Source organism: Arthrobacter sp. UCD-GKA (genome assembly GCF_001863355.1).
In the GTDB taxonomy this organism is placed as follows: Bacteria; Actinomycetota; Actinomycetes; order Actinomycetales; family Micrococcaceae; genus Paeniglutamicibacter.
The window spans coordinates 12,879-32,654 of record NZ_MOLR01000013.1; the positions used below are offsets into that span (position 1 = coordinate 12,879).

18 protein-coding genes are annotated in these 19,776 nt (G+C 66.1%); 4 read left to right on the forward strand and 14 right to left on the reverse strand.

Annotated elements, in window-relative coordinates; translation table 11 throughout:
• Window positions 1-67 precede the first annotated feature (67 nt).
• Window positions 68-1,630 carry a PucR family transcriptional regulator gene (locus BLJ79_RS18690; protein ID WP_071216296.1) on the forward strand — a complete coding sequence of 521 codons (1,563 nt, stop codon included), beginning with the start codon at window positions 68-70 and terminating at the stop codon, window positions 1,628-1,630.
• Here BLJ79_RS18690 and BLJ79_RS18695 read toward each other — a convergent pair.
• From BLJ79_RS18695 to BLJ79_RS18710, 4 genes are all read right to left on the reverse strand, one after another.
• Complete coding sequence (locus BLJ79_RS18695; RefSeq protein ID WP_071216297.1) at window positions 1,601-2,800, reverse strand: CaiB/BaiF CoA transferase family protein; 1,200 nt, start codon at window positions 2,798-2,800, stop codon at window positions 1,601-1,603. The two genes, BLJ79_RS18690 and BLJ79_RS18695, sit on opposite strands and share 30 nt — an antisense overlap.
• Window positions 2,797-4,317 (reverse strand): APC family permease, encoded by a 1,521-nt coding sequence (locus BLJ79_RS18700; RefSeq protein ID WP_286135520.1) that lies wholly within the window; start codon window positions 4,315-4,317, stop codon window positions 2,797-2,799. The genes BLJ79_RS18695 and BLJ79_RS18700 overlap by 4 nt, the downstream gene beginning before the upstream one ends.
• 137 nt (window positions 4,318-4,454) lie before the next feature.
• On the reverse strand, window positions 4,455-6,017 hold the full coding sequence (locus BLJ79_RS18705; RefSeq protein WP_071216298.1) for an MFS transporter: 1,563 nt from the start codon (window positions 6,015-6,017) through the stop codon (window positions 4,455-4,457).
• Window positions 6,010-6,510 carry a MarR family winged helix-turn-helix transcriptional regulator gene (locus tag BLJ79_RS18710; RefSeq protein ID WP_071216299.1) on the reverse strand — a complete coding sequence of 167 codons (501 nt, stop codon included), beginning with the start codon at window positions 6,508-6,510 and terminating at the stop codon, window positions 6,010-6,012. The genes BLJ79_RS18705 and BLJ79_RS18710 overlap by 8 nt, the downstream gene beginning before the upstream one ends.
• A 126-nt stretch (window positions 6,511-6,636) precedes the next feature.
• On the opposite strand from BLJ79_RS18710, the gene BLJ79_RS18715 reads away from it, so the two are divergent.
• Entirely contained in the window at window positions 6,637-7,497 is an 861-nt protein-coding gene (locus tag BLJ79_RS18715) for an inositol monophosphatase family protein (protein ID WP_071216300.1), read from the forward strand.
• On the opposite strand, the gene BLJ79_RS18720 is transcribed toward BLJ79_RS18715, so the two are convergent.
• A complete protein-coding gene (locus tag BLJ79_RS18720; protein WP_071216301.1) occupies window positions 7,498-8,253 on the reverse strand; it encodes a DUF4190 domain-containing protein in 756 nt (251 codons plus the stop codon).
• A 94-nt stretch (window positions 8,254-8,347) separates the two neighbouring features.
• Window positions 8,348-8,851 carry a DUF2087 domain-containing protein gene (locus BLJ79_RS18725; RefSeq protein ID WP_071216302.1) on the reverse strand — a complete coding sequence of 168 codons (504 nt, stop codon included), beginning with the start codon at window positions 8,849-8,851 and terminating at the stop codon, window positions 8,348-8,350.
• Here BLJ79_RS18725 and BLJ79_RS23070 point away from each other — a divergent pair.
• The gene (locus BLJ79_RS23070) at window positions 8,850-9,110 is read left to right on the forward strand and encodes a hypothetical protein (protein WP_139194967.1); all 261 of its coding nucleotides are present in this window, start codon (window positions 8,850-8,852) and stop codon (window positions 9,108-9,110) included. The genes BLJ79_RS18725 and BLJ79_RS23070 overlap by 2 nt on opposite strands.
• A 39-nt stretch (window positions 9,111-9,149) precedes the next feature.
• On the opposite strand, the gene BLJ79_RS18730 is transcribed toward BLJ79_RS23070, so the two are convergent.
• Window positions 9,150-10,850, reverse strand: coding sequence for an FAD-binding dehydrogenase (locus tag BLJ79_RS18730; protein WP_071216303.1), 1,701 nt, complete (start codon window positions 10,848-10,850; stop codon window positions 9,150-9,152).
• Window positions 10,851-10,935: 85 nt separating this feature from the next.
• On the opposite strand from BLJ79_RS18730, the gene BLJ79_RS18735 reads away from it, so the two are divergent.
• A complete protein-coding gene (locus BLJ79_RS18735) occupies window positions 10,936-11,748 on the forward strand; it encodes an alpha/beta fold hydrolase (RefSeq protein WP_071216304.1) in 813 nt (270 codons plus the stop codon).
• A 10-nt stretch (window positions 11,749-11,758) separates the two neighbouring features.
• Here the strand turns inward: BLJ79_RS18735 and BLJ79_RS18740 are convergent, their stop codons facing one another.
• From BLJ79_RS18740 to BLJ79_RS18770, 7 genes are all read right to left on the reverse strand, one after another.
• Window positions 11,759-12,169, reverse strand: a complete 411-nt coding sequence (locus BLJ79_RS18740; protein WP_071216305.1) for a cupin domain-containing protein — start codon at window positions 12,167-12,169, stop codon at window positions 11,759-11,761.
• Between the two features lie 15 nt (window positions 12,170-12,184).
• Window positions 12,185-12,979, reverse strand: a complete 795-nt coding sequence (locus BLJ79_RS18745) for an IclR family transcriptional regulator (protein WP_071216306.1) — start codon at window positions 12,977-12,979, stop codon at window positions 12,185-12,187.
• A 51-nt stretch (window positions 12,980-13,030) separates the two neighbouring features.
• Window positions 13,031-13,507, reverse strand: a complete 477-nt coding sequence (locus tag BLJ79_RS18750; protein ID WP_071216307.1) for a nucleoside deaminase — start codon at window positions 13,505-13,507, stop codon at window positions 13,031-13,033.
• 89 nt (window positions 13,508-13,596) lie between these two features.
• Window positions 13,597-14,853: an aminopeptidase P family protein gene (locus tag BLJ79_RS18755; protein ID WP_071216308.1), complete on the reverse strand. Its 1,257-nt coding sequence runs from the start codon at window positions 14,851-14,853 to the stop codon at window positions 13,597-13,599.
• A 314-nt stretch (window positions 14,854-15,167) separates the two neighbouring features.
• Window positions 15,168-16,913, reverse strand: a complete 1,746-nt coding sequence (locus tag BLJ79_RS18760; RefSeq protein WP_071216404.1) for a BCCT family transporter — start codon at window positions 16,911-16,913, stop codon at window positions 15,168-15,170.
• Window positions 16,914-16,920: 7 nt separating this feature from the next.
• A complete protein-coding gene (locus BLJ79_RS18765; protein ID WP_071216309.1) occupies window positions 16,921-17,721 on the reverse strand; it encodes a creatininase in 801 nt (266 codons plus the stop codon).
• A 218-nt stretch (window positions 17,722-17,939) separates the two neighbouring features.
• A complete protein-coding gene (locus tag BLJ79_RS18770) occupies window positions 17,940-19,340 on the reverse strand; it encodes an MFS transporter (RefSeq protein ID WP_175475540.1) in 1,401 nt (466 codons plus the stop codon).
• Window positions 19,341-19,776: the final 436 nt, after the last annotated feature.

The following is a 19,776-nucleotide window of genomic DNA, read 5'->3' on the forward strand; positions in this document are numbered from 1 at the left end:
CCAGGGCGTGACACGCGTCATTGGATGATTCACCCAAGGCACGCGTCCGTGTTGGATAATTCAACCCATGATCTCCTTGTTGCAGATGGGTGCCGAGCTCGGGCCCGAGCTGGTGCCCGTCCCGGGTGCACAATTCAGTGCCAAACCGGTCACCGGCGTACACGTCTCCGAGCTGGAAGACCCGACCCCGTACCTCGAAGGCGGGGAGCTGCTGCTGACCACCGGCATGCCCTTTGCCAGGTCCGCCGCGCTCTCCGCCGCCTACATGGTCCGGCTCGGCGAAAGGAAGGTGCGGGCCGTGGGCCTGGGGCTGGGGCCGTGGCTCACGGAGGTCCCCGCGCACGTGCTGGCAGCAAGCCAGGCCGCGGGCATCGAGCTGGCGATCGTTCCCGACGGCGTGCCGTTCCAGCACGTCTCACGCGCCTATTGGCGCCTGTCCGCCCGGGACGACACCGCGAACCTGATGGATTCGCTGGGCACGCAGACCGCGCTGGCCCGGGCAGCGATGCGCCCGGATGCCACCAATGCCGTGGTGCGCGGGCTGGCTCAGGCGCTGGGTGGCTGGGCCGCGTACCTTCCGGCGGATGCCGGAATCGAGACCGTGTGGCCGGCTTCGGCCGGTTCGCTGGTGGGGCTGCTGCGCGCCGAATCGATCCGCTTCCACAAGGCCGGGGTGCCCTCGGCCGCCACCTTCGAGGTGCAGGGCCAGCCGGTGGTGCTCTACCCGATTCTGCTGGGCACCCGGATCCACGGGTTTCTGTGCATCGGGTCGGGGCGCACGCTGACCCGCGCCGACCGGCAGGTCATCATGACGGTCTCCACGCTGCTGGCCCTGCGCGCGCGGCAGCGCGAGGTGGTCATCGGCACGACCAACGCACTGGGTGCGGCGACCACCAAGCTGTTGCTGCACGGCCAGACCGAGGCCGCGCACATGGTTGCCGAGGATGTGGGACTGGCCGAACTGCCCACACGGGTACGGCTGCTTGGCATCATGCTCTCCGACGGGGACGATCCCGGGCTGGCGGCGCGGGCCGCGGCAAAGCTGGTGGCCGATCCGGGGTTGCCCGATTTGGCCGCCGCGGTGGACGCCTGCACGTTGCGCCACGTCCAGGACGGAATCCTCTACCTGGTGCTTCCTGCCTCCGGGATCGGCAGCGGGCCGGTCGACGGGGGCGGGCAGTCCCTGGAGCAAGATGCGCTGCTGGGGATTGCCGGGGCCGCCGAGCCGGAGGCCTTTGGGTCGCTGGCCGCGGCATTGGGCGACCCGGTGTCCCTGGGCGAGATCCCGGGGAACCTTGCGGTGTTGCGCCGGGCCGTGCTGCAAGCTCCGGCCGGGCGCCTGGTTGCGGTGGACGCCAGCGAGGACGCGAAGGCCGTCGGCTGGGTGCGGGCGCTGGCGGAGTATCCGCGCGCCGACCTGCTGGCCACCGTCCACGCCTACCTCGGGGCCCGCGGCACCTGGGAAGATGCGGCACGGGCCCTGGGCATCCATCGGAATTCGCTGCGCCACCGGATCTCGGTGGCATCCGGCCTGTTGGGCGTGGACCTGGACGACCCGGATGTCGCCGCGCACCTGTGGCTGGCGATGCGCCGCGAGGAATCAGGGGTTCAGCTGCGCCATGTCCCGTGACCCGGGAACGGGGCCGGTAGCGCTTTCCAGCCAGGAGCGGATGCTCTCGGTGTGTTCGCCCAGCTGCGGCGGGGCGACGGTGGGCGCATCAAGCTCCGGGGTCCAGGTGATCGGGTGGCGCACCTGCTTGCCGACCGTCAGGCCTTCGGCATTGTGCACCTCGATGACAGGTTCGAGTCCCAGGGACTGTGCGTAGGCCAGCCCCTCGTCGATCCCGGCCACCTTCCCGGCCGGCACCCCGATGCCGGTGAAACGGGACTGCCAGTTGGCGCCGGTGTCGGCACCCAGCGCGTCCTCGAGCAGCGGAATGAGTTCCGCGCGGTGGGCCACGCGCGCCGAGTTGGTCGCGAAGCGCGCATCGGAGGAGAGCTCGGGGGTCCCGATCTCGGCGCAGAGCYTGGCGAATTGGCGATCGTTGCCGCAGGCCACGGCGACGGATCCGTCGGCGCACGCCAGCAACTGGTAGGGCACGATAGAGGGGTGCTCGTTGCCCATGCGGGTGGCGACCTTGCCCGCACCCAGGTACGCCTGGCCCTGGTTGGCCAAGGCTCCTTGCAGGCTGGAGAGCAGGTTGACCTCCACGTGCGCGCCGTGCCCGGAGGAGTTGCGGGCACTCAGCGCCGCGAGCACCCCGATGCTTGCGTCCTTGGCGGTGAGCACGTCCACCAGCGCAACCCCGGCTTTCATCGGGTCGGCACCGGCTTCCCCGGTGATCGACATGAGCCCGCCCAGGGCCTGGACGATGAAGTCGTAGCCGGGCAGGTGGGCTCCCCCGGCGGAGCCGAAGCCGGAGATCGAGGCGTAGACCAGCCCGGGGTTCCGTGCGGAGAGTTCCGCATAGCCAAGGCCCAGTTTGTCCATGCCGCCGGGTTTGAAGTTTTCCACCAGCACGTCGGCGCGCAGCGCCAGTTCCTTGGCCACCTCCCTGTCGGCGGGGTCGGCGAGGTCCAGGGCGACCGACTGCTTGTTGCGGTTCACCGATTCGAAGTAGGTCGAGCCGGTGGCGGAGAAGGGCGGCCCCCAGCTGCGGGTGTCGTCCCCGGTGCCGGGGCGTTCGACCTTGATGACCGTGGCCCCGAGGTCGGCCAGCGTCATGGTGCACAGCGGGCCGGCCAGGACCCGGGAGAAGTCGGCGACGATGATTCCCTCAAGGGGGCGGATGGTGCTCATGCGCGTTCGGATTCCTTCACGTTGTTGTCCACGGCGGCCTGCGGGACCTGCCCGAAGCTTGCCCCCACTTTGGCGGCCTTGCGCATCGCCAGGCGTGCCAGTAGTTCCTCCTCGGCGTTGATGCCCGGTTCGATGCCGCGCGGCACCCGCAGCAGGAAGACGAAGCCCATGGCCCACCACGCCCCGAAGAGCAGCCACGGCTGGATCCCGATCGCTGCGGGCATGCCCGGCAGGTAGAGGCTGATCAGCCCGGCGCAGAAAATCACCGAGGTGACGCCGATGGCCTGGCCGAAGTTTCCCTTCCCGCCGATGCGCAGCGGGCGCTCCATCATCGGTTCGCGCTTGCGCAGGATCACGAACGCCACCCCGACCAGCAGGTAGGCGATCACGATGGACGGGGAGCCGGAGTCGACCAGCCAGCCGAGCATGGCCGAACCGAAGAACGGGGCCAGTACCGAGAGCCCGCCGATGAACAGCAGCGCATTGACCGGGGTGTGGAACTTGGGGTGCAGCTTGGCGAACCAGGCCGGCAGCATGCCGGAGGCGGCCATCGCGTAGAGCAGGCGGGAGGCGCCCATCAGCAGCGAGTTCCAGGAGGTCAGGATGCCCGCGATGCCGCCGGCGATCAGCACCTTGGCCATCATGGCCGAGCCGAAGAGCGCGCCCATGGCATCGGCGGTGGCGAGCTCGGAGGTGGCCAGCGCCCCCTGCCCCATGCCGGAGGAGGTCGCCAGGATGACCATGACGTACCAGGCGGTGGCGATGAGCACGGCGATCACGACGTACTTTCCGATGCGCCTTGGTTCGATGTCGCATTCCTCGGCGGACTGCGGAATCACGTCGAAGCCGACGAACATGAACGGCACGATGATCATCACGCCGAAGAACCCCGCGACGCCGTTGTTGAAGAACGGTTCCATGGTCGCGGTGGAGCCGCCGGTGAAGGACCCGAAGAGCAGGACGGCGCCGATGGCGAAGAGGAAGAGGACCACGAAGGTCTGCACGACCCCGGCGGTCTTGATGCCGCGGATGTTGATGGCCGTGATGACCACCCCGCCTAGGACGCCGACCAGTGCCCAGGTCAGGTAGACCTCGGATCCGGCGATGTCCCAGAGGTGGACCTTGTTCAGGTCGGGGAAGAGATAGAGCGCGGTCTTGGGCAGGGCCACGGCTTCGAAGGCGACGATGGTGATGTAGCCGCCCACGATGGCCCAGGATCCGGCGAACGACCAGCGCGCGCCCATGGCGCGCAGCAGGTAGTTGTGCTCGCCGCCGGCCCGCGGCATCGCGGCCACCAGTTCGGCGTAGGTCAGCCCGACAACGGCCATGATTCCGCCGCCGACGACCATGGCCAGGGATGCGCCCAGCGGGCCCGCGGTGGTGATCCAGTCTCCGGTGAGCACCACCCAGCCGAAGCCGATCATGGCGCCGACGCCGATGGCGAGGGTGTCCCATCGGCCCAGGACCTTCTTGAGCGCGGGTGCTGCGGTGCTGCCTTGCGTGGGGGTGCTGGTCATCGCGGTTCCTTCCGTCGGTACGACGCAGCTCACACTACGCAAGGTACGTGACGGGAGTCTCGGATGCATTATCCAAAGCCCGGGTCACTTCATCCGAAATGACCGATCTTTGCCCACGTCAACCACCGATAACATCCTTACACGGTCCGGCGCAGCGGCACTTCCTTGATGAACAGGATGCACACCAGCCCGATGACGGCGACGATGGCCGAGGTCATGAACACCACGCCGGTGGCATCGCCGAGCGCGTTTTCATACATGAGGCGCACCGCCGGCGGCATCTCCGTGAGGTTCAGCGAGGTGCCCCCTGCCGCGACTCCCGTGGAACCGTCCGGCGAGACCAGGTGCGCGGATTTCAACGCATCGAGCACCAGCACCGAGACCTTGTCCGAGAGCATCGCCCCGAGCACCGCCACGCCGGCGGCACCTCCGACGGCCCGGAAGAAAGCCACCGAGGAGCTGGCGGTGCCGATGTCGGTGACCTTGACGGTGTTCTGCACCGCAAGGACCAGGTTCTGCAGCATGAACCCCATGCCCAGGCCGTTGAAGAACATGCCGGTGGCCAGGATCCAGTAGTTGGTGTCGTGGGCCATCATGCCCAGCAGTCCCAGGGCACCGACATTGACGAAGCCGCCGATGACCAGGAAGATCTTCCAGCGCCCGAAGCGGGAGATCAACTGGCCGGAAAAGACCGAACCAAAGAGGTTGCCCGCGATCATCGGCAGGGTCATGACCCCGGCCAGGGTGGGGGTCGCCTCGCGGGCCACCTGGAAGTACTGGCCCAGGAAGGCTCCGGAGCCGAACATCGCCACGCCGATGGAGATCGAGGCGAGGATCGCCAGGGCGGTGGTGCGGGTGGCGATGATGCGCAGCGGGATCACCGGTTCCGGGACCCGGCCCTCGACCCAGAGCAGCAGGGCGATGAGCACCAGCGAGCCGCCGACCATCGCGTAGGTCTGCCAGGAGTTGAACTCGTAGAAGCCCTCCTTGCCCACGTAAGACACCCAGATGAGCAGCACGGAAACCGAAATGGTCACCAGCACCGCGCCGGCCCAGTCGATGTAGACCTTGCGCGGGATGTGCGCGATGTGCAGGGTCTTGTGGATCAGCCACATGGAGATGATGGCGATGGGGATCCCGATGAAGAAGGTCCAGCGCCAGCCCAGCGGGGAATCGACGATCAGGCCGCCCAGCAGCGGTCCGCCGGCCGTCGCGGCCGCCATGACCCCGCCGAAGTAGCCGGAGTACTTGCCGCGCTCGCGCGGCGGGATGACCGTGCCGATCACCGCCATGCCCATGGCGGTCAGCCCTCCCATGCCGATGCCCTGGATGACGCGGGCGCTCATGAGCATGGGGATGTTGATGGCAAATCCCGCCAGCATGGATCCGGTCACGAAGATGACGATGCTGATTTGCAGCAGCTTCTTCTTGTCAAAGAGGTCGGCGAGCTTGCCCCAGATCGGGGTGGTGGCGGCGTTGGCCAGCAGTGCTGCGGTGATGACCCAGTTGAAGTCGGTCTGCGTGCCGTCCAGGGCATCCATGATGGTGGGCAGCGCGATGGCAACGATGGTGGTTGCCAGCATGGCGGCGAAGAATGAGGCCAGGACGCCGGTGATGGAGCGCAGCACTTCCTTCTGGCTCATCTGAGGTTGGTCGCCGTGGCGCTCCCGCGTCAGATCGACCGACTGCGGCTCAGACATTGGGGCTCTCCTCTGGGCCTCGCGGGGCCATGGTGGTCTTTCCTCCACGGGCATCCAGGCCGACGCGAAGCACGCCCTGGATTTCGTTCACGGTGGCTGCGGCAGCGGAGATTTTCGCCCCATCCCAGTCCTTGAGCATTTCCGCGAGCAGGCCGGCACGCCTGGTGTAGGCCTGGCCGAGCTCTTCCGCACCCCTGGGGGTGAGCGAGATCAGCTGGGCCCGGGCGTCGGTGGGGCTCGGCGAGCGCACGAGCAATCCCGCACCCTCGAGCTCGGCGACCTGGCGGCTCAGCGCGGCGGGGCCGATGCCGATCCATTGGGCCACGTCGGTGGCGCGGGTTGGCTGGTGGCGTTGGATATAGGCCAGCACGCCCAGGGCGGCAAACCCCAAGGATCCGCTGGTCTCCCCCGCGTGCTCGACGCATCGCAGCGTGCGCCGCAGCGCCATGAGGCTTTCGACCAGTTCAAGGGTTGGTGTTTCGCCGCGCGACAAGGGATCGGGCTCCTTCAAGAATATGGTTGATCAAGGCAAATGTTGCCTGAGGCAACCATATTGGCAATTTAGTTGCCTAGTCAAACTAATTTGATGCTTCTCACAGCGGCGCTAGGCTGGTGGATCGTGAGCACCGCAAACTTCAGCACCTCCGAGATCGACCTGGCCGCACGATTGCGCACCATCGCGCTGGACGCCGCGCGGCTGGCCGCACCGATTCTGCGCGACGCGTTCCGGTCCGGGGTGGAACGGGAGAACAAAACCAACGCCCATGACCTGGTCACGGCCTTCGACAGGCACAGCGAGGCGGTCATCCGCGAACACCTCCTGGCGGCCGAACCGGACTCCTGGGTGCTGGGCGAAGAGGGTGGTCGCACGGGCGCCGGTTCCATCCAGTGGATCGTGGACCCCATCGACGGCACCAGCAACTTCACCCACGGAGTTGCCTTCTTCTGCATCTCCATTGCCGCAGCCCGCAACGGGGAACTGCTCGCCGCCGTCGTACTGGATCCGGTCGCCGACCTGGAGTTCACCGCCGATGCCGCGCATGCCTACCTCAACGGGAGCATCCTGGCCCCCTCGGCCCGGCCCGAGCAGCGGCACGCGAACATCATGACCGACTACCCCTCGGCCGAGGCAATCGCCCGCGACGGGGACTCGGCGCTGCGCGAGTTCGGCTCCTGGGTCACGTCCTTTGCCACGGTGCGCCGAAAGGTCTCTGCAGCCCTGGCCTTGGCCCACGTGGCCGCCGGATGGTGCGATGCAACCATCGGCTTTGACACCAAGCCCTGGGACGTCTCCGCCGGCGCACTGCTGGTGCGCCGTGCCGGCGGACGCTACCTGGGCTTCCGCTATGACGGGCCCATGCTCCCGGACCACGAGGCCCCGTGCTTCTTGGCACTGGGTCCCGGCGCCGACTACCCCGTGCTGGATCTCTCGATCCGCCGGATCATCGAGGCCCGCAGGGATCGGGACGCCGGGAAATAGTCAGTCCAGCTCGCGCGCGTTGACCTGGTCGGGGAATTCAATGTCCTCGACCTTGCGCACCAGCACATCGCTGAGCTCGCATACGGCCACCGCATAGGGGCCGGAGTGCGAGTCCTCCACCAGCAGGTTGCCCGCCGTGTCGTGGATCCGGCAGCTGACGAACTCGTCGCTGCCGTCCGGATTGGTGGCCGTGATGCCGCCGAAGAGCGTGGAGGCCTCCACCGTCTGCGCATAGGGCCCGCGCTGGCGGGTGGTTTTCGGCGGGTCCGCGGTCTTGGCCACCGTGACCTGGTATTCCCCGCTCCCGTTGGCGGTGAATTCAAAGCTTTGGGTGTTGTCGAAGTACGAGAGCATCGTGGAGAACAGCACCGCGTAAAGGATCGACACAAGCAACGCAAAGGTTCCTGTCACCAGTGCCGTGATGCTGAAGCCGCGGCTGTTGATCCGCTTGGCGATGCCCACGATGCCCAGCACCATCGCCAGGGGGCCCAATACAAAGGAAACGAAGCCCACGAAGGGGACCAGCGAGACGACCGCGGCCACGATGCCGGCGACCATCGCGAAGACCGTCACCCCGTGCGTGCGTGGGGGCGGGTAGCCGCCGCCGGTGCCGTAGTAGCCCTGGGGAGGATATTGCCCCGGGTACGTCCCCGGATAAGGCCGTTGGTTCTGGGCGTATTGCCCCGGGTACCCGCCGGGGGTCGGCCACGATCCATGGTTCGGATCGCCACCGGGGCGGGCATAGGGGTCAGACATGGGGCTCCTGGAACGCGGGGACGGAGGGTGGCAAATGCCGGAAACCGTTCACAATGAAGTTACCCCGTGGGGAAGGTTGGCACAATTTCCGTTCCTAGTCGGAGCCGTCGGCCAAGCGATACACCGAGCCGTCCGGCTGGCGCAGCAGCATGCCGTGGTCGACGAGGTAGCGGCGCAGCAGCACCGGGTCGTCGGTGAACTCCCCCAGCCTGGCGGTCAGTTCCACCTCGGTGAGCTGCTGCCCGTGGCCCATGACCTTGCCTGCCACCACTCGCAGCAAGCCCAGGCGCTCCCCTTGGCTCTTGGGGTAGCGATCGATGCGTCCGGCGGCGTCGAGGAAGCGGTCGACCCCTTCTTTCGGGGCCTTCCGTGCACCTGAGGCCAGGACGCGCGCGAACAGCTGGTCATCCACCGCTCCCTCCCGGTCCAAAAGCCCCGCGTTGGCGAGGTTGGCCCTGGCCTTGGCCGCGCGTTCGGGCCGCAGGTCGCTGTCCAGGCCCAGGACCTGCTGGGCGTAGTAGCGGCGGGTCTCATCGTTGGCCAAGGCACCAAAAACCTGGCGCCAGTCACCGGCCGTTTCCTGCAGTGGATCCTTCATGATTCTTTCCCTCGTATTTCCCGGTTCTTCGGCTTACCCTGAGGTTATGGCTACTCTATTTCATCGAAATGTACAGACTGCCGTGCACCACCACGGCGGTGGATCGATCATCCTCGGCGGAATCCTGGCGACCTTGCTGTTTGCGACGTTCGCCGTCTTCTTGATTGCTGCCCAGGGAACCTGGGCTCCGATGATGATCGGTGTGGCGTTCAGCCTCTCGGCGATTCTCTTCGGAACGGTGTACCACTTCACGCACTGACCTTTCCGCCCACCTTCGAGCCACGGGCTCCCCGCATCTTCACGGGGAAGCCGGTGGCTCGACCCATGCCCGCGCCCGGGCCGTCGCGGCATGCCGGCCGGCCGCCCTTCCGCTGAAGAGGCAGCCGCCCAGGAATGTTCCCTCCAGCGCACGGTAGCCGTGGAGTCCGCCGCCGCCGAATCCCGCGGCTTCGCCCGCCGCGTATAGCCCGGCGACCCGGTTTCCGGAGGCGTCGAGCACCCGCGAGTCCAGGTCGGTTTGGATCCCGCCGAGCGACTTGCGCGTCAGGATCCTCAGCCGCACCGCAACCAGCGGACCGGCCTGGGGGTCGGTGATCCGGTGCGGCTTGACGCTGCGGACCAGCTTGTCCCCCAGGTACTTCCGGGCCGAGGAGATGGCCGCGACCTGTCCGTCCTTGCCAAAGGGGTTTGCCACCGCCGAGTCCCGGGCTTTGAGGACCTCGGCCACCTGGACGGGGTCCAGCAGATCGGAGCCGGTGAGCCGGTTCATCTTGCCCACCAGTTCGTCGATCGTGGGCGCCTGGAGGAAGTCTTCCCCGTGGTCCAGGAAGGCCTGGACCGGGCCGGGAACATCCACGCGGGCCCGCGCCAGCACCGCACGGATGTCCTTGCCGGTGAGGTCGGGGTTCTGTTCCGATCCGGAAAGCGCGAATTCCTTGCCGATGATGCGCCGGTTCAGGATGAACCAGCTGTAATCGTGTCCGGTGGCGCGCAGGTGCTCCAGGGTGCCCAGGGTGTCGAAGCCCGGCCAGAGCGGATCGGGCAGGCGCTTGCCGGTGGCGTCCAGCCACAGCGAGCTGGGTCCGGGAAGGATGCGGATCCCGTGGTTCTTCCAGACGGGGTTCCAGTTGGCGATGCCCTCGGTGTAATGCCACATCCGGTCCTCGTTGACCAGCCGCGCACCGGCCCTTTGCGCGATGTCCAGGCCGCGCCCGTCCACGTGGGCCGGCACCCCGGACACCATGGTTTCGGGCGGTGTCCCCAGCCGCTGCGGCCACGCGGCGCGCACCTTGTCCAGGTTTCCCCCGATGCCGCCGGTGGCGATGACAACCGCCGGGGCGAAGTATTCGAAGTCCCCGGCCTTGGTGCGGTTGCTAGCCATGCCCCGGGGTGCCGGGTCGGGTTCCAGCACCGTGCCGCGCACCCCGGTGACGGCACCGTTCTCGGTGGCCAGCTCGTCGAGCCGGTGCCGCCAGAGCATGGTCAGCTGGCCCTTGGCTTCGGCCGTGCGGGCTGCTTGGATGAAGGGTTCGAGCAGGCCGGGACCGGTGCCCCAGGTGATGTGGAAGCGCGGCACGGAGTTGCCCGGTCCCTGGGCCCCGGCTCCGCCGCGTTCGGCCCAGCCGACCACGGGGAAGAAGCGGATGCCGCGTTGGTGCAGCCATTCGCGCTTGCCGCCGGCTGCCCACTGCACGTAGGCGCGCGCCCATTTGCGTGCCCAGTCGTCCTCGTCGCGGTCGAAGCCCGCGGTGTTTTCCCAGTCCTGCAGGGCAAGGTCCTCGGAGTCCTTGACGCCCAGCCGGCGCTGTTCCGGGGAGTCGACCAGGAAGATCCCGCCGAAGCTCCAGTGGGCCTGGGCCCCGAGGTTGGCCTCGGGTTCCTGGTCCAGCAGCAGCACGCGCGCTCCGGCCGCCGTGGCTTCGGTGGCGGCGACGAGCCCGGCCAGGCCGGCGCCGACGACGATGACATCGAAGTGTTGCGAATGCGGGGTGTTCGACATGGATCCACACTATCGCCGAAGTGGTCCGGACCACACGCCTTTGCAGGCGGGGCGTGCCGCCTCGGCCTGCTGCTAGCGTGCAGGGGTGCACTTCGTTGAATTCGGCTCCGGTACCCCGATCCTGATGATCCACGGGCTCTGCGTGGACCACCGGCTGTTACTCGGGCTTGACCAGGTCCTTGCCGCGCGGGGCACGTGGCGGCGGATCTACCTCGATTTGCCGGGCATGGGCGCTTCCGTGGCCGGGCGGGGCATCCGCGGCTCCGACGCGGTCGCCGAAGCCGTGGTGGACTTCGTCCACGAAAAGCTGGGAAGCCAGCGCTTCGCCGTCCTGGGCAATTCCTTTGGCGGCATGCTGGCACGCCACCTCGTGGCCGAATTCGGCGACCAGGTCGTGGGCCTTGGACTGCTGTGCCCGGTGGCCGTGACGGAGAAGTCCCGCCGCACACTGCCGCCCCGATCGATCCTGCGCACCGACCCGCAGCTGCTGGCCTCGTTGGACCCGAACGACGCGGCGGACTACGCCGAGCTGGCGGTCATCCAGTCCCCCGCGAATTGGGAGCGCTTCCGCGATTTCGCGCTGCCGGGCCTGCGCTCATTCGACCGCAGGGCCGTCGGCAGGATTGCCGGGAACTACCCGTTGGCCGCCGAACCCGAGGACCGCGCGTCGTCATTCGGCGGCCCCGTGCTTCTCATCGCGGGCCGCCAGGACCATGTGGTGGGGTTCGAGGACCAACTGGCGTTGGCGGGTCGCTACGGAAACTGCACCGTTGCGGTGCTCGAGGAGGCCGGCCACAACGCCCACCTGGACCAGCCGGGGCAAACCGGCGCGCTGCTTGATGCGTGGCTCGCGGACATGGAAGGCATCCTGCCCCCGGGCACCGCCGGTGCGCGCTGACACCGCTCGTTCAGGGCTTGGTGCCCCGGGTCGCCAGCCCCGCGGCCAGGGACCCGAATGATGAGAAGTCCTTGTGTCCGGGTTCGCCCCAGACCACCAGCACGCGCAGCACCCCGTCCCCGGTGTTGCGCAGGTCGTGCTCCACCCCGGCCGGGGCCAGGACGCTGTCCCCGGCGCGCAGCCGGTGGTGTTCCGCGCCGACCTGCATCTGCGCGGTGCCCTCGAGGACCAGGTAGAACTCCTCCAGCGCTACGGTGTCCGGGTCGTGGGAGTGCATGCCCTCGTGTCCCCCGGGGTCCAGTTCCCAGGTCTGGATGGCCACGGGCATGGCCATGGAATCGGCAAAGTGGAATTGCATGCGCGTCGGCGTGCCTTCGTGCAGCGAGTAGTCGAAGGTGTGCGCACCACGTGGTTCAAACATCACAGGATCCCGTCCCTAGGTCGCCGGAGAGCCCAGGCGAAGGCTGATTTGCCGTGCGGCCCGCATGCAGGCGTCACCGAGCTGGTGGAGTTGTTCCTCGGAGACCCGGTAGTACGGGGCGGCGATCATGGCGCTGGCGACCACGGTGCCGCGGTGGTCGAAGACCGGTGCGGCCACCCCGACCTCGTCGGGAGAGGTTTCCCCGTGGTTGGCCGCGTAACCGCGGCGGCGCACGGCCTGAAGGCGCGCGAGGTACTCGGCGCGGGCGCCGGCGGTGCTTTCCGGCAGCACCACGGTCCCGGATTCCAGCAGTGCCGCGGCGCGTTCCGCGTTCTCGTGGGCCAGGAATACCTGCACCGAGGCGCTGAGCGCGGTGTTGTAGCGGCTGCCCATGGCCGAGGTGTGCTTGACCTGGTGGATGCTGGGGATCTGTTCGACCGAGACGGATTCAAGGCCGTCCCAGATGGTCAGCACCGCGGTCTCCCCGGTGTCCCGGGCCAGTTCGTTCAGGAACGGGAAGGACACCCGGCGCACGTCCAGGTTGGCCAGCAGCGGTCCGGCCACGGCGATGAGCCCCAGGCCCAGCGAGTACTTGCGGGTGGCCTCGTCGCGGGCCACGATGCGTTCCTGCTCCAGGGTGGCCAGGATGCGCGAGACGCTGGATTTGTGCAGTCCCACCTGCGCGGCGATCTCGGTGACGCCGAGCACCGGGTGCTCCACGGTGAAGCAGCGCAGCACGTCGATGACGTTGACGATGACCGAGGCGCCGCGCGGTTCCGCGGCGGGGGTTTCTGCCGTTTGGGCAACCATGGGGATTCCTCCGGTGGATGGGGTGCTGGTGGGTGCGTTCACGGATGCACGCTACTGCTCCGGGTCGGGCTGCGCCTCGTCGACGCCGATGTCTTCGTTCCACAGCCCCGGGTTCCGGGTGGTGAAGTCTTCCATCAGTGCGGTGGCCTTCGGGTCGTCGATGACCACGACCTCCACGCCGCGGGAGCGCAGCAGCTCGAGTTCCCCGGGGAAGTTCTTCTCCTCCCCGACCACCACGCGGCGGATGCCGAAGAGGATGATCGATCCGGAGCACATGGCGCAGGGTGCCAGCGTGGAGTACAGGGTGGTCCCGGCATAGGAGGCACGGCGTCCGGCATTGCGCAGTGCGTCGATTTCCCCGTGCGCCGTCGGATCACCGCTTTGCACGCGGCGGTTGCGGCCGGCCCCCAGCATCACGCCGTTCTCGTAGATGCTCGAGCCGATGGGCACCCCTCCCTCGCCTGCACCCAGGCGGGCTTGCTCCAGGGCGGTGGCATATCCGGCGCGGTCGTGTTCGTCCAGGTTCATGGCGTGCGGCTCGATTCTTCGTCGGATGCGGAAAGGGGGTGGCGGGGCGCACGCGTGCACTCCACCACCCCCATCATGCCAGTTCGAGGCTAGGCGTCGATGATGTTGTTTTCCGGGCCGAAACCGAACTTGGTGATGTTTTCCACGCCGCCGTCCTCGCCGATGACCAGGATGTCGTGCTCGCGGTAGCCACCGGCACCCGGCTCGCCGTCCAGGATGGTGACCATCGGTTCCATGGAGACAACCATGCCCGGCTCCAGGACCGTATCGATGTCCTCGCGCAGTTCCAGGCCGGCTTCGCGGCCGTAGTAGTGCGACAGGACGCCGAAGGAGTGGCCGTAGCCGAAGGTGCGGTTGGGCAGCAGTCCGTGGCCGATGAAGATCTCGTTGAGCTCCGCGGCGATGTCCTTGCAGACCGCGCCGGGCTTGATCAGTTCCAGGCCGCGCTTGTGCACCTCGACGTTGGCGTTCCATACCTGCAGCGAGCGGGCGTCCGGCTCGCCGAGGAACAAGGTGCGCTCCAGGGCGGTGTAGTAGCCCGAAGTCATCGGGAAGCAGTTCAGCGAGAGGATGTCCCCGCGCTCCAGCTTGCGGGTGGTGGCCCAGTTGTGGGCGCCGTCGGTGTTGATGCCGGACTGGAACCAGACCCAGGTGTCGCGCACTTCGCGGTGCGGGAAGGTCTTGGCGATTTCGTGCACCATGGCCTCGGTGCCGATCAGTGCGACCTCGTACTCGGTGATGCCCTCGCGGATCGCTGCCTTGATGGCTTCGCCGCCGATGTCGCCGATGCGTGCACCGTGCTTGATGACCTCGATCTCCTCGGCGGACTTGATCATGCGCTGGCGCATGGCTTCCTGCGAGACATCCACCAGGGTGGCACCGTCGAAGGTCGCGGCGATGGCCTGTCGGGTGAACAACGGCAGGGCGTCGTCCTCGACGCCGATGCGGGTTGCCTTGACGCCGTTGCGCTTCAGGGCCTCCTGCAGTCCGTAGTAGAAGTTGTCGCGCTTCCAGTCGGTGTAGACGATGTTGTCGCCGTAGCTGGTGCGCCACGGCATGCCGGCGTCGATGTTCGCGGTGATGGTTGTCGAGCTGTCGGCGGTGACAACCAGCGCGTAGTTGCGCCCGAAGGTGGTGTAGAGGAAATCGGAGTAGTACTTGATGCCGTGGTAGCTGGTCAGGATGACCGCATCAAGTTCCTTGGCGGCCATGATTTTGCGCAGGCCGCCCAAGCGACGCTCGAACTCGGTGTCCGAGAAGGTGAGCTGCTGCTTGGTGCCGTTGTGCAGGGTCTTGAGGCGCTCGAGCTCGGAAACGTTGGTTGCGGTGTTCGCGGTGGTGGTCAAGGTATTGACTCCTCAGAAGTAATCAGGTGGCAATGGAGACCGGCCCAATCCAAAGGATTGCGTGGATTCTTGGGAACCGCCGGAGAAAGTTTCGGACTGTTGCATTCACTGCAACGCCGTTGCACTCAGAATATGTGTGTCTCATCTCACTGTCAAGTGCGATTCGTCGGACCCCAAAAAGTTTTCTCCGCGAACCGTCCATTGCGCCGCGGGGAAGTTGTTTTCCCCGGCCTTTTTGTGCACTGTGGCGACGCAGAAAGGCCGTGCCATCCGCAACAAGATTGCGGATGGCACGGCCTTGGCTGCCCGGGGCCCTACTCCCGGAGTGTCAGGTTCTCCGGTTCCTCATCGACCGAGACCATGCGGATGGCCCCTTCCCCGCGCGGGTCGGGCACGATGACCAGGGACGGATCCGGGTTATTGATGTCCTTCTCCATCCGCCTGATGGCCTTGTCGCGCTTGAGCAGGCGCCGGATCAGGTTCACGATCATCAGGATGATCACGAAGGAGAACGGGAAGGCCCCGATAATGGTGCCGGTTTGCACGGTGTCCACCACCGCGGTCCCGCCAAGCGTCAGCAGCACGGTGGTGACCGTACCCACCGAAAGCACCAGTACCACGCGAAAGACTGGCCCGGATTTGTGTGGAGCAGAGACGAACTCACTGAGCGCATAGATACCCGAGTCCAGCGAGGTCACGTAGTAGGTGGCGACCAGGATGGTGGCCACCACCAGCAGGATGGTGCCGACCACCGGAACGGCGTCCAGCATCGCAAACAGGCCGGCAGAGGTGTCCGCCGCCACCGCTGCACTGATGCCGCGGTCGGACTTGTCGTCGTAGTAGATGGCGGCGGATCCAATCACTGCAACCCAGACCATGACGATCAGGGTGGGGATGACGGTCACGCCCAGGACGAACTCGCGGATGGTGCGTCCGCGGGAAATACGTGCAATGAAGCCGGCGACAAACGGTGAGAAGGCAATGACCCAGCACCAGATGAACACTGTCCACCAGCCGTTCCAACTGTCCTGCCAGCTCTCCAGCGTCGTGGCGGCAAGTCCCGAGTCCGTCCACATGCTCATGTCCACGAAGTTCGCCATGAAGCTGCCGAAGGTCTGGGACATGTTCGAGATGATGAACAGCGTCGGGCCGAAGATCAGCACGGCACCAACCAGCACGATGCTCAGGATCGAGTTCACGCTGCTGATCCGGGCCATGCCCTTGTTGATGCCGACGATGGCCGAGATCGAGGTGATGCCTGCGAAGACCAGGATGACCATGAACCACATCACAGGGCTGGCCACGATGCCGGTAAAGGAGGTGAGGCCCGAAGAGAACTGCATGGCTGCAAACCCGAAGGAGGTGGCCAGGCCAAGCACCGTGGCGATGATGGCGAGCAGTTCAACAACCACGCCGGCACCGCGGCGCGACCAGCGCGGGAGGATGTCGACGGTGGCCTCGCGGAATGTCAGGGTCTTGCCCAGATTGTGGTGGGAATATGCCAGGCACACGGCCACCACGCAGTACATTGCCCAGGCTGTCAGGCCCCAATGGAAATAGGTCCACACGATGGCACCCTCTGCACCCCCGCTGGGTCCGGCCGGAATGACCGGGTTTTCATCCCGCAACATGATCGGCTCGGCGACCGACCAGAAGATCAAACCGATGCCCTGCCCACAGGCAAAGAGCATCGAATACCATGCGAACTTGCTGTGTTGCGGCTTCGCGCTGGGTCCGCCCAGTCGGATCTTGCCAACCTTGCTGGAGGCAAGCCAGATGCACACCACCACGGTGAAGACCGAGTACAGGATGAACAGCCAGGTGAACCGGCCGGTGACGAAGGTGCGCATCTCGGAGATCGCGGCCGCCGCCCCGACCGGGTTGGTCAGCACCCAGATCATGACCGCAACGATGAGCACCGGCGGAATGACTCGGATCAGCAAACGGTCAATGGGCGGGATATGCAGCCCCACGAAGCGTGGCACTTCCACCGGGGCCTTGGCCTTGCCGGCGGCTCCGGGCTTGGCAGGTCGTGGGGTTTCCTGCTCTGTCTTGTCCATGGTCATGCTAAGACACCTCCAGGGTGGTTTTTCCAAGCGACAGTTCGCCCTCCAGGGCGGCGGCGACCTGGCTGGTCACCGCATCGAGCAGCAGCTGCCCACGTTCCGCACTCGCGCCCATTGCGCTGGAGAGGCACCCGCTGTCCGGTGTGCGCGCCGGGTCCTCGGGAAAAATGTCATAGGGGGTCAGCTTGGCCGGTGGGTGGTCCACGACGCGGGACATGTCCACCTTCTCCGGGTGGAGCAGCAGCATCAGTGAGGTTTCCAGCACCCCTCCGTGCTCAATGTCCCAGCCCAGGAACCCTTCGGGGAAGACCTGCTCCAAGGTGGCCTCGTCAACGAAGTCCCAGTAAGAAAGCAGCACCGCGCGTGAATTGGCGCCGGCGGCACGGTCGCGGGCACGGGAGACCGCGTTGTCCAATCCCTCGTAGATGAACTGGTAGTTCTCGAAGTGGCCGTTGAGGACCACCACATGCGAAAAGCCCTGGCCCAGGAACGAGGAAACCACATCGTCAACCATCCCGGTCAGTGACGCGGCACCCAGAGAGGTGGTGCCGATCCGGTGGTTGCCGCCACCCGAACGCGGCTGGGATTTGTACCCGTAGGCAAAGACCGGGGCAACGACCGCGCCGGCCCGCTCGGCGACCACCCCGGCGATGGCCTTCGAAAGCATCGCGTCCACGCCCAAGGGCATGTGCGGACCGTGCTGCTCGGTGGCGCCGGTCGGGATAATGACGGTCGACCCTTCCTTCGCCACAATGGCAGCGTAGGTCTCTGCGTCAAGGTCTTCAAGAAAAACTGAGGTCATGGTCGTCTCCTGTGTTGGACAGCTGACATGGCACATTGGGACTTCGGCGGATTGGCCAGGATTCCAGCGAATGGAAAAGTGTTGCGTTCATCGCAACCTAGTTGCAACGGAATACTTTCAGTGATTCATTTCACAGTCAACCGTGGCCGGCCAAGATGAAGCAGGCCGCAGGGGGCCCGCCGGGCCATGGCCGGCATCACGGTAACAACTGCCCGGCCTCAAGCCAGTGGCTTTTTGCTGGTCTCCACCGAGCAGGCTACGGCAATCAGGGCAATGACTGCGGCACCCATGAGGTACCAGCCGGGCGCCAGCACGCTGCCCGAGGTGGCAATCAGGACGGTCGCCACGAAGGGCGCGGTGCCACCGAACAGGGCGTTGGACAGATTGAAGCTCACGGCAAAGCCGGAGTAGCGAACCCGGGTTGGGAACATTTCAGCCAGGTAGCTGGGCAGTGTGCCGTCGTTGAGGCTGAGCATGGCGCCGAGCAGGATCTGCACCAGCACGATGATCAGGAAATTCCCGGTTTCCAGCAGCAGGAAGGCCGGCACGGTGAGTACCACGAAGAGGATCGAGGCGGTCATCAGCACCTTCTTGCGGCCCAACCGGTCCGAAAGCAGCCCCATGAGGAAGATGAAGCCGATGTAGGTGGTCAAGGCCACCGTGGTCGCGACGTAGGCGGCGGACTGTGAGATTCCGATGTTTTCGTGCAGGTGGGTGGGCATGTAGCTGAGGATCAGATAGAAGCCCACGGCGTTGAGCAGCACCGCGCCGACGGCCTGGATGAGCTGGCGCCAGTGGTTCTTGAACAATGAGCTCACCGGGGCCTTGACCGCCTCGTCTTCCTTGGCAAGTTCGGCGAAGACGGGAGAGTCTTCGAGCTTGGTGCGGATATAGCGGCCGATCAGGCCCATGGGTGCAGCCAGCAGGAACGGAAGGCGCCACCCCCAGGATTCCATGGCCGCTGGTTCCAGCAGCCCGGTAAGCAGCCCTGCCATCAGGGAACCGAGCAGCAGGCCGGTGGCCGTGCTGGCCGGAACAACGGCGGCGTAGAGTCCGCGGCGGTTGGCCGGTGCGTACTCCACAAGGAAGGCGGATGCTCCCGCATATTCGCCCGAGGCCGAGAAGCCCTGGACGACGCGGATGATCAGCAGCAGGATCGGCGCCCAGATGCCGATGGTGTTATACGAAGGGATCAAGGCTATGCAGAAGGTTGCCGCGGACATGATCAGGATCGACCACGAGAGTGCCTCGCGACGCCCAACCTTGTCTCCGATATGGCCCCAAACGAAACCGCCCAAGGGGCGAACGAAGAACGAAACGGCAAAGAGCGCGAAGGTGAGCATCAAGCCGGTCGTCGGATCGGACTCGGGGAAGAAAACTGCGGTGATGGTGACTGCAAGGTAACCGTAGACTGCGTAGTCAAACCACTCCACGAAGTTGCCGATAAAACTTGCGGCAACCACCTTGCGTCGGGTCTTTTTGCCGATCCCATCCGGGTCGGGACGCTCCTGGCCACTGAGCGTCGGGCCAAGGCCGGAAGGCGGGAGGTCGGTGAGCGTGCTCGTTGCAGAACGTGCGTTGGCGCCATTGCCGTTCGCGGAGTTGTTGCGCTGAATCATTTGGGAACCACCAAGATTTTTTGACGTTGCATTGATTGCAACACTGTTGCACCGACCCTATTTGTGTCCCCGATCACTGTCAAGGGTTTTTCCTGCCAGAACGCTTTCTGTCCACAATTCGGACACGCGGGCATGCTGCGCAAACTGCCCGCAATCTGGCCAAGTCCTTCCACGCCTTCACGACTCGGGGCGCCCACGCGACGATCGCAAGTTCACGAATCGCGTCTCGCGCTGAGCTTCGAATGCGGCGGCGGCGCGCGTTGGGCACTGACAGCGAGGCCGAAGGCAGCCATCCACTGGGCAGACAGGGCGGGCCTCGAAGACTTGGAAAAAGACTCCAACCAGACAGGCGGATAGCTGGTGGCGCTGGACATGCGGGCCAGGTGCTCTGGTGGCACCTGCAGAAATGATGAAGCATGGCGTGGGATCGAGCACG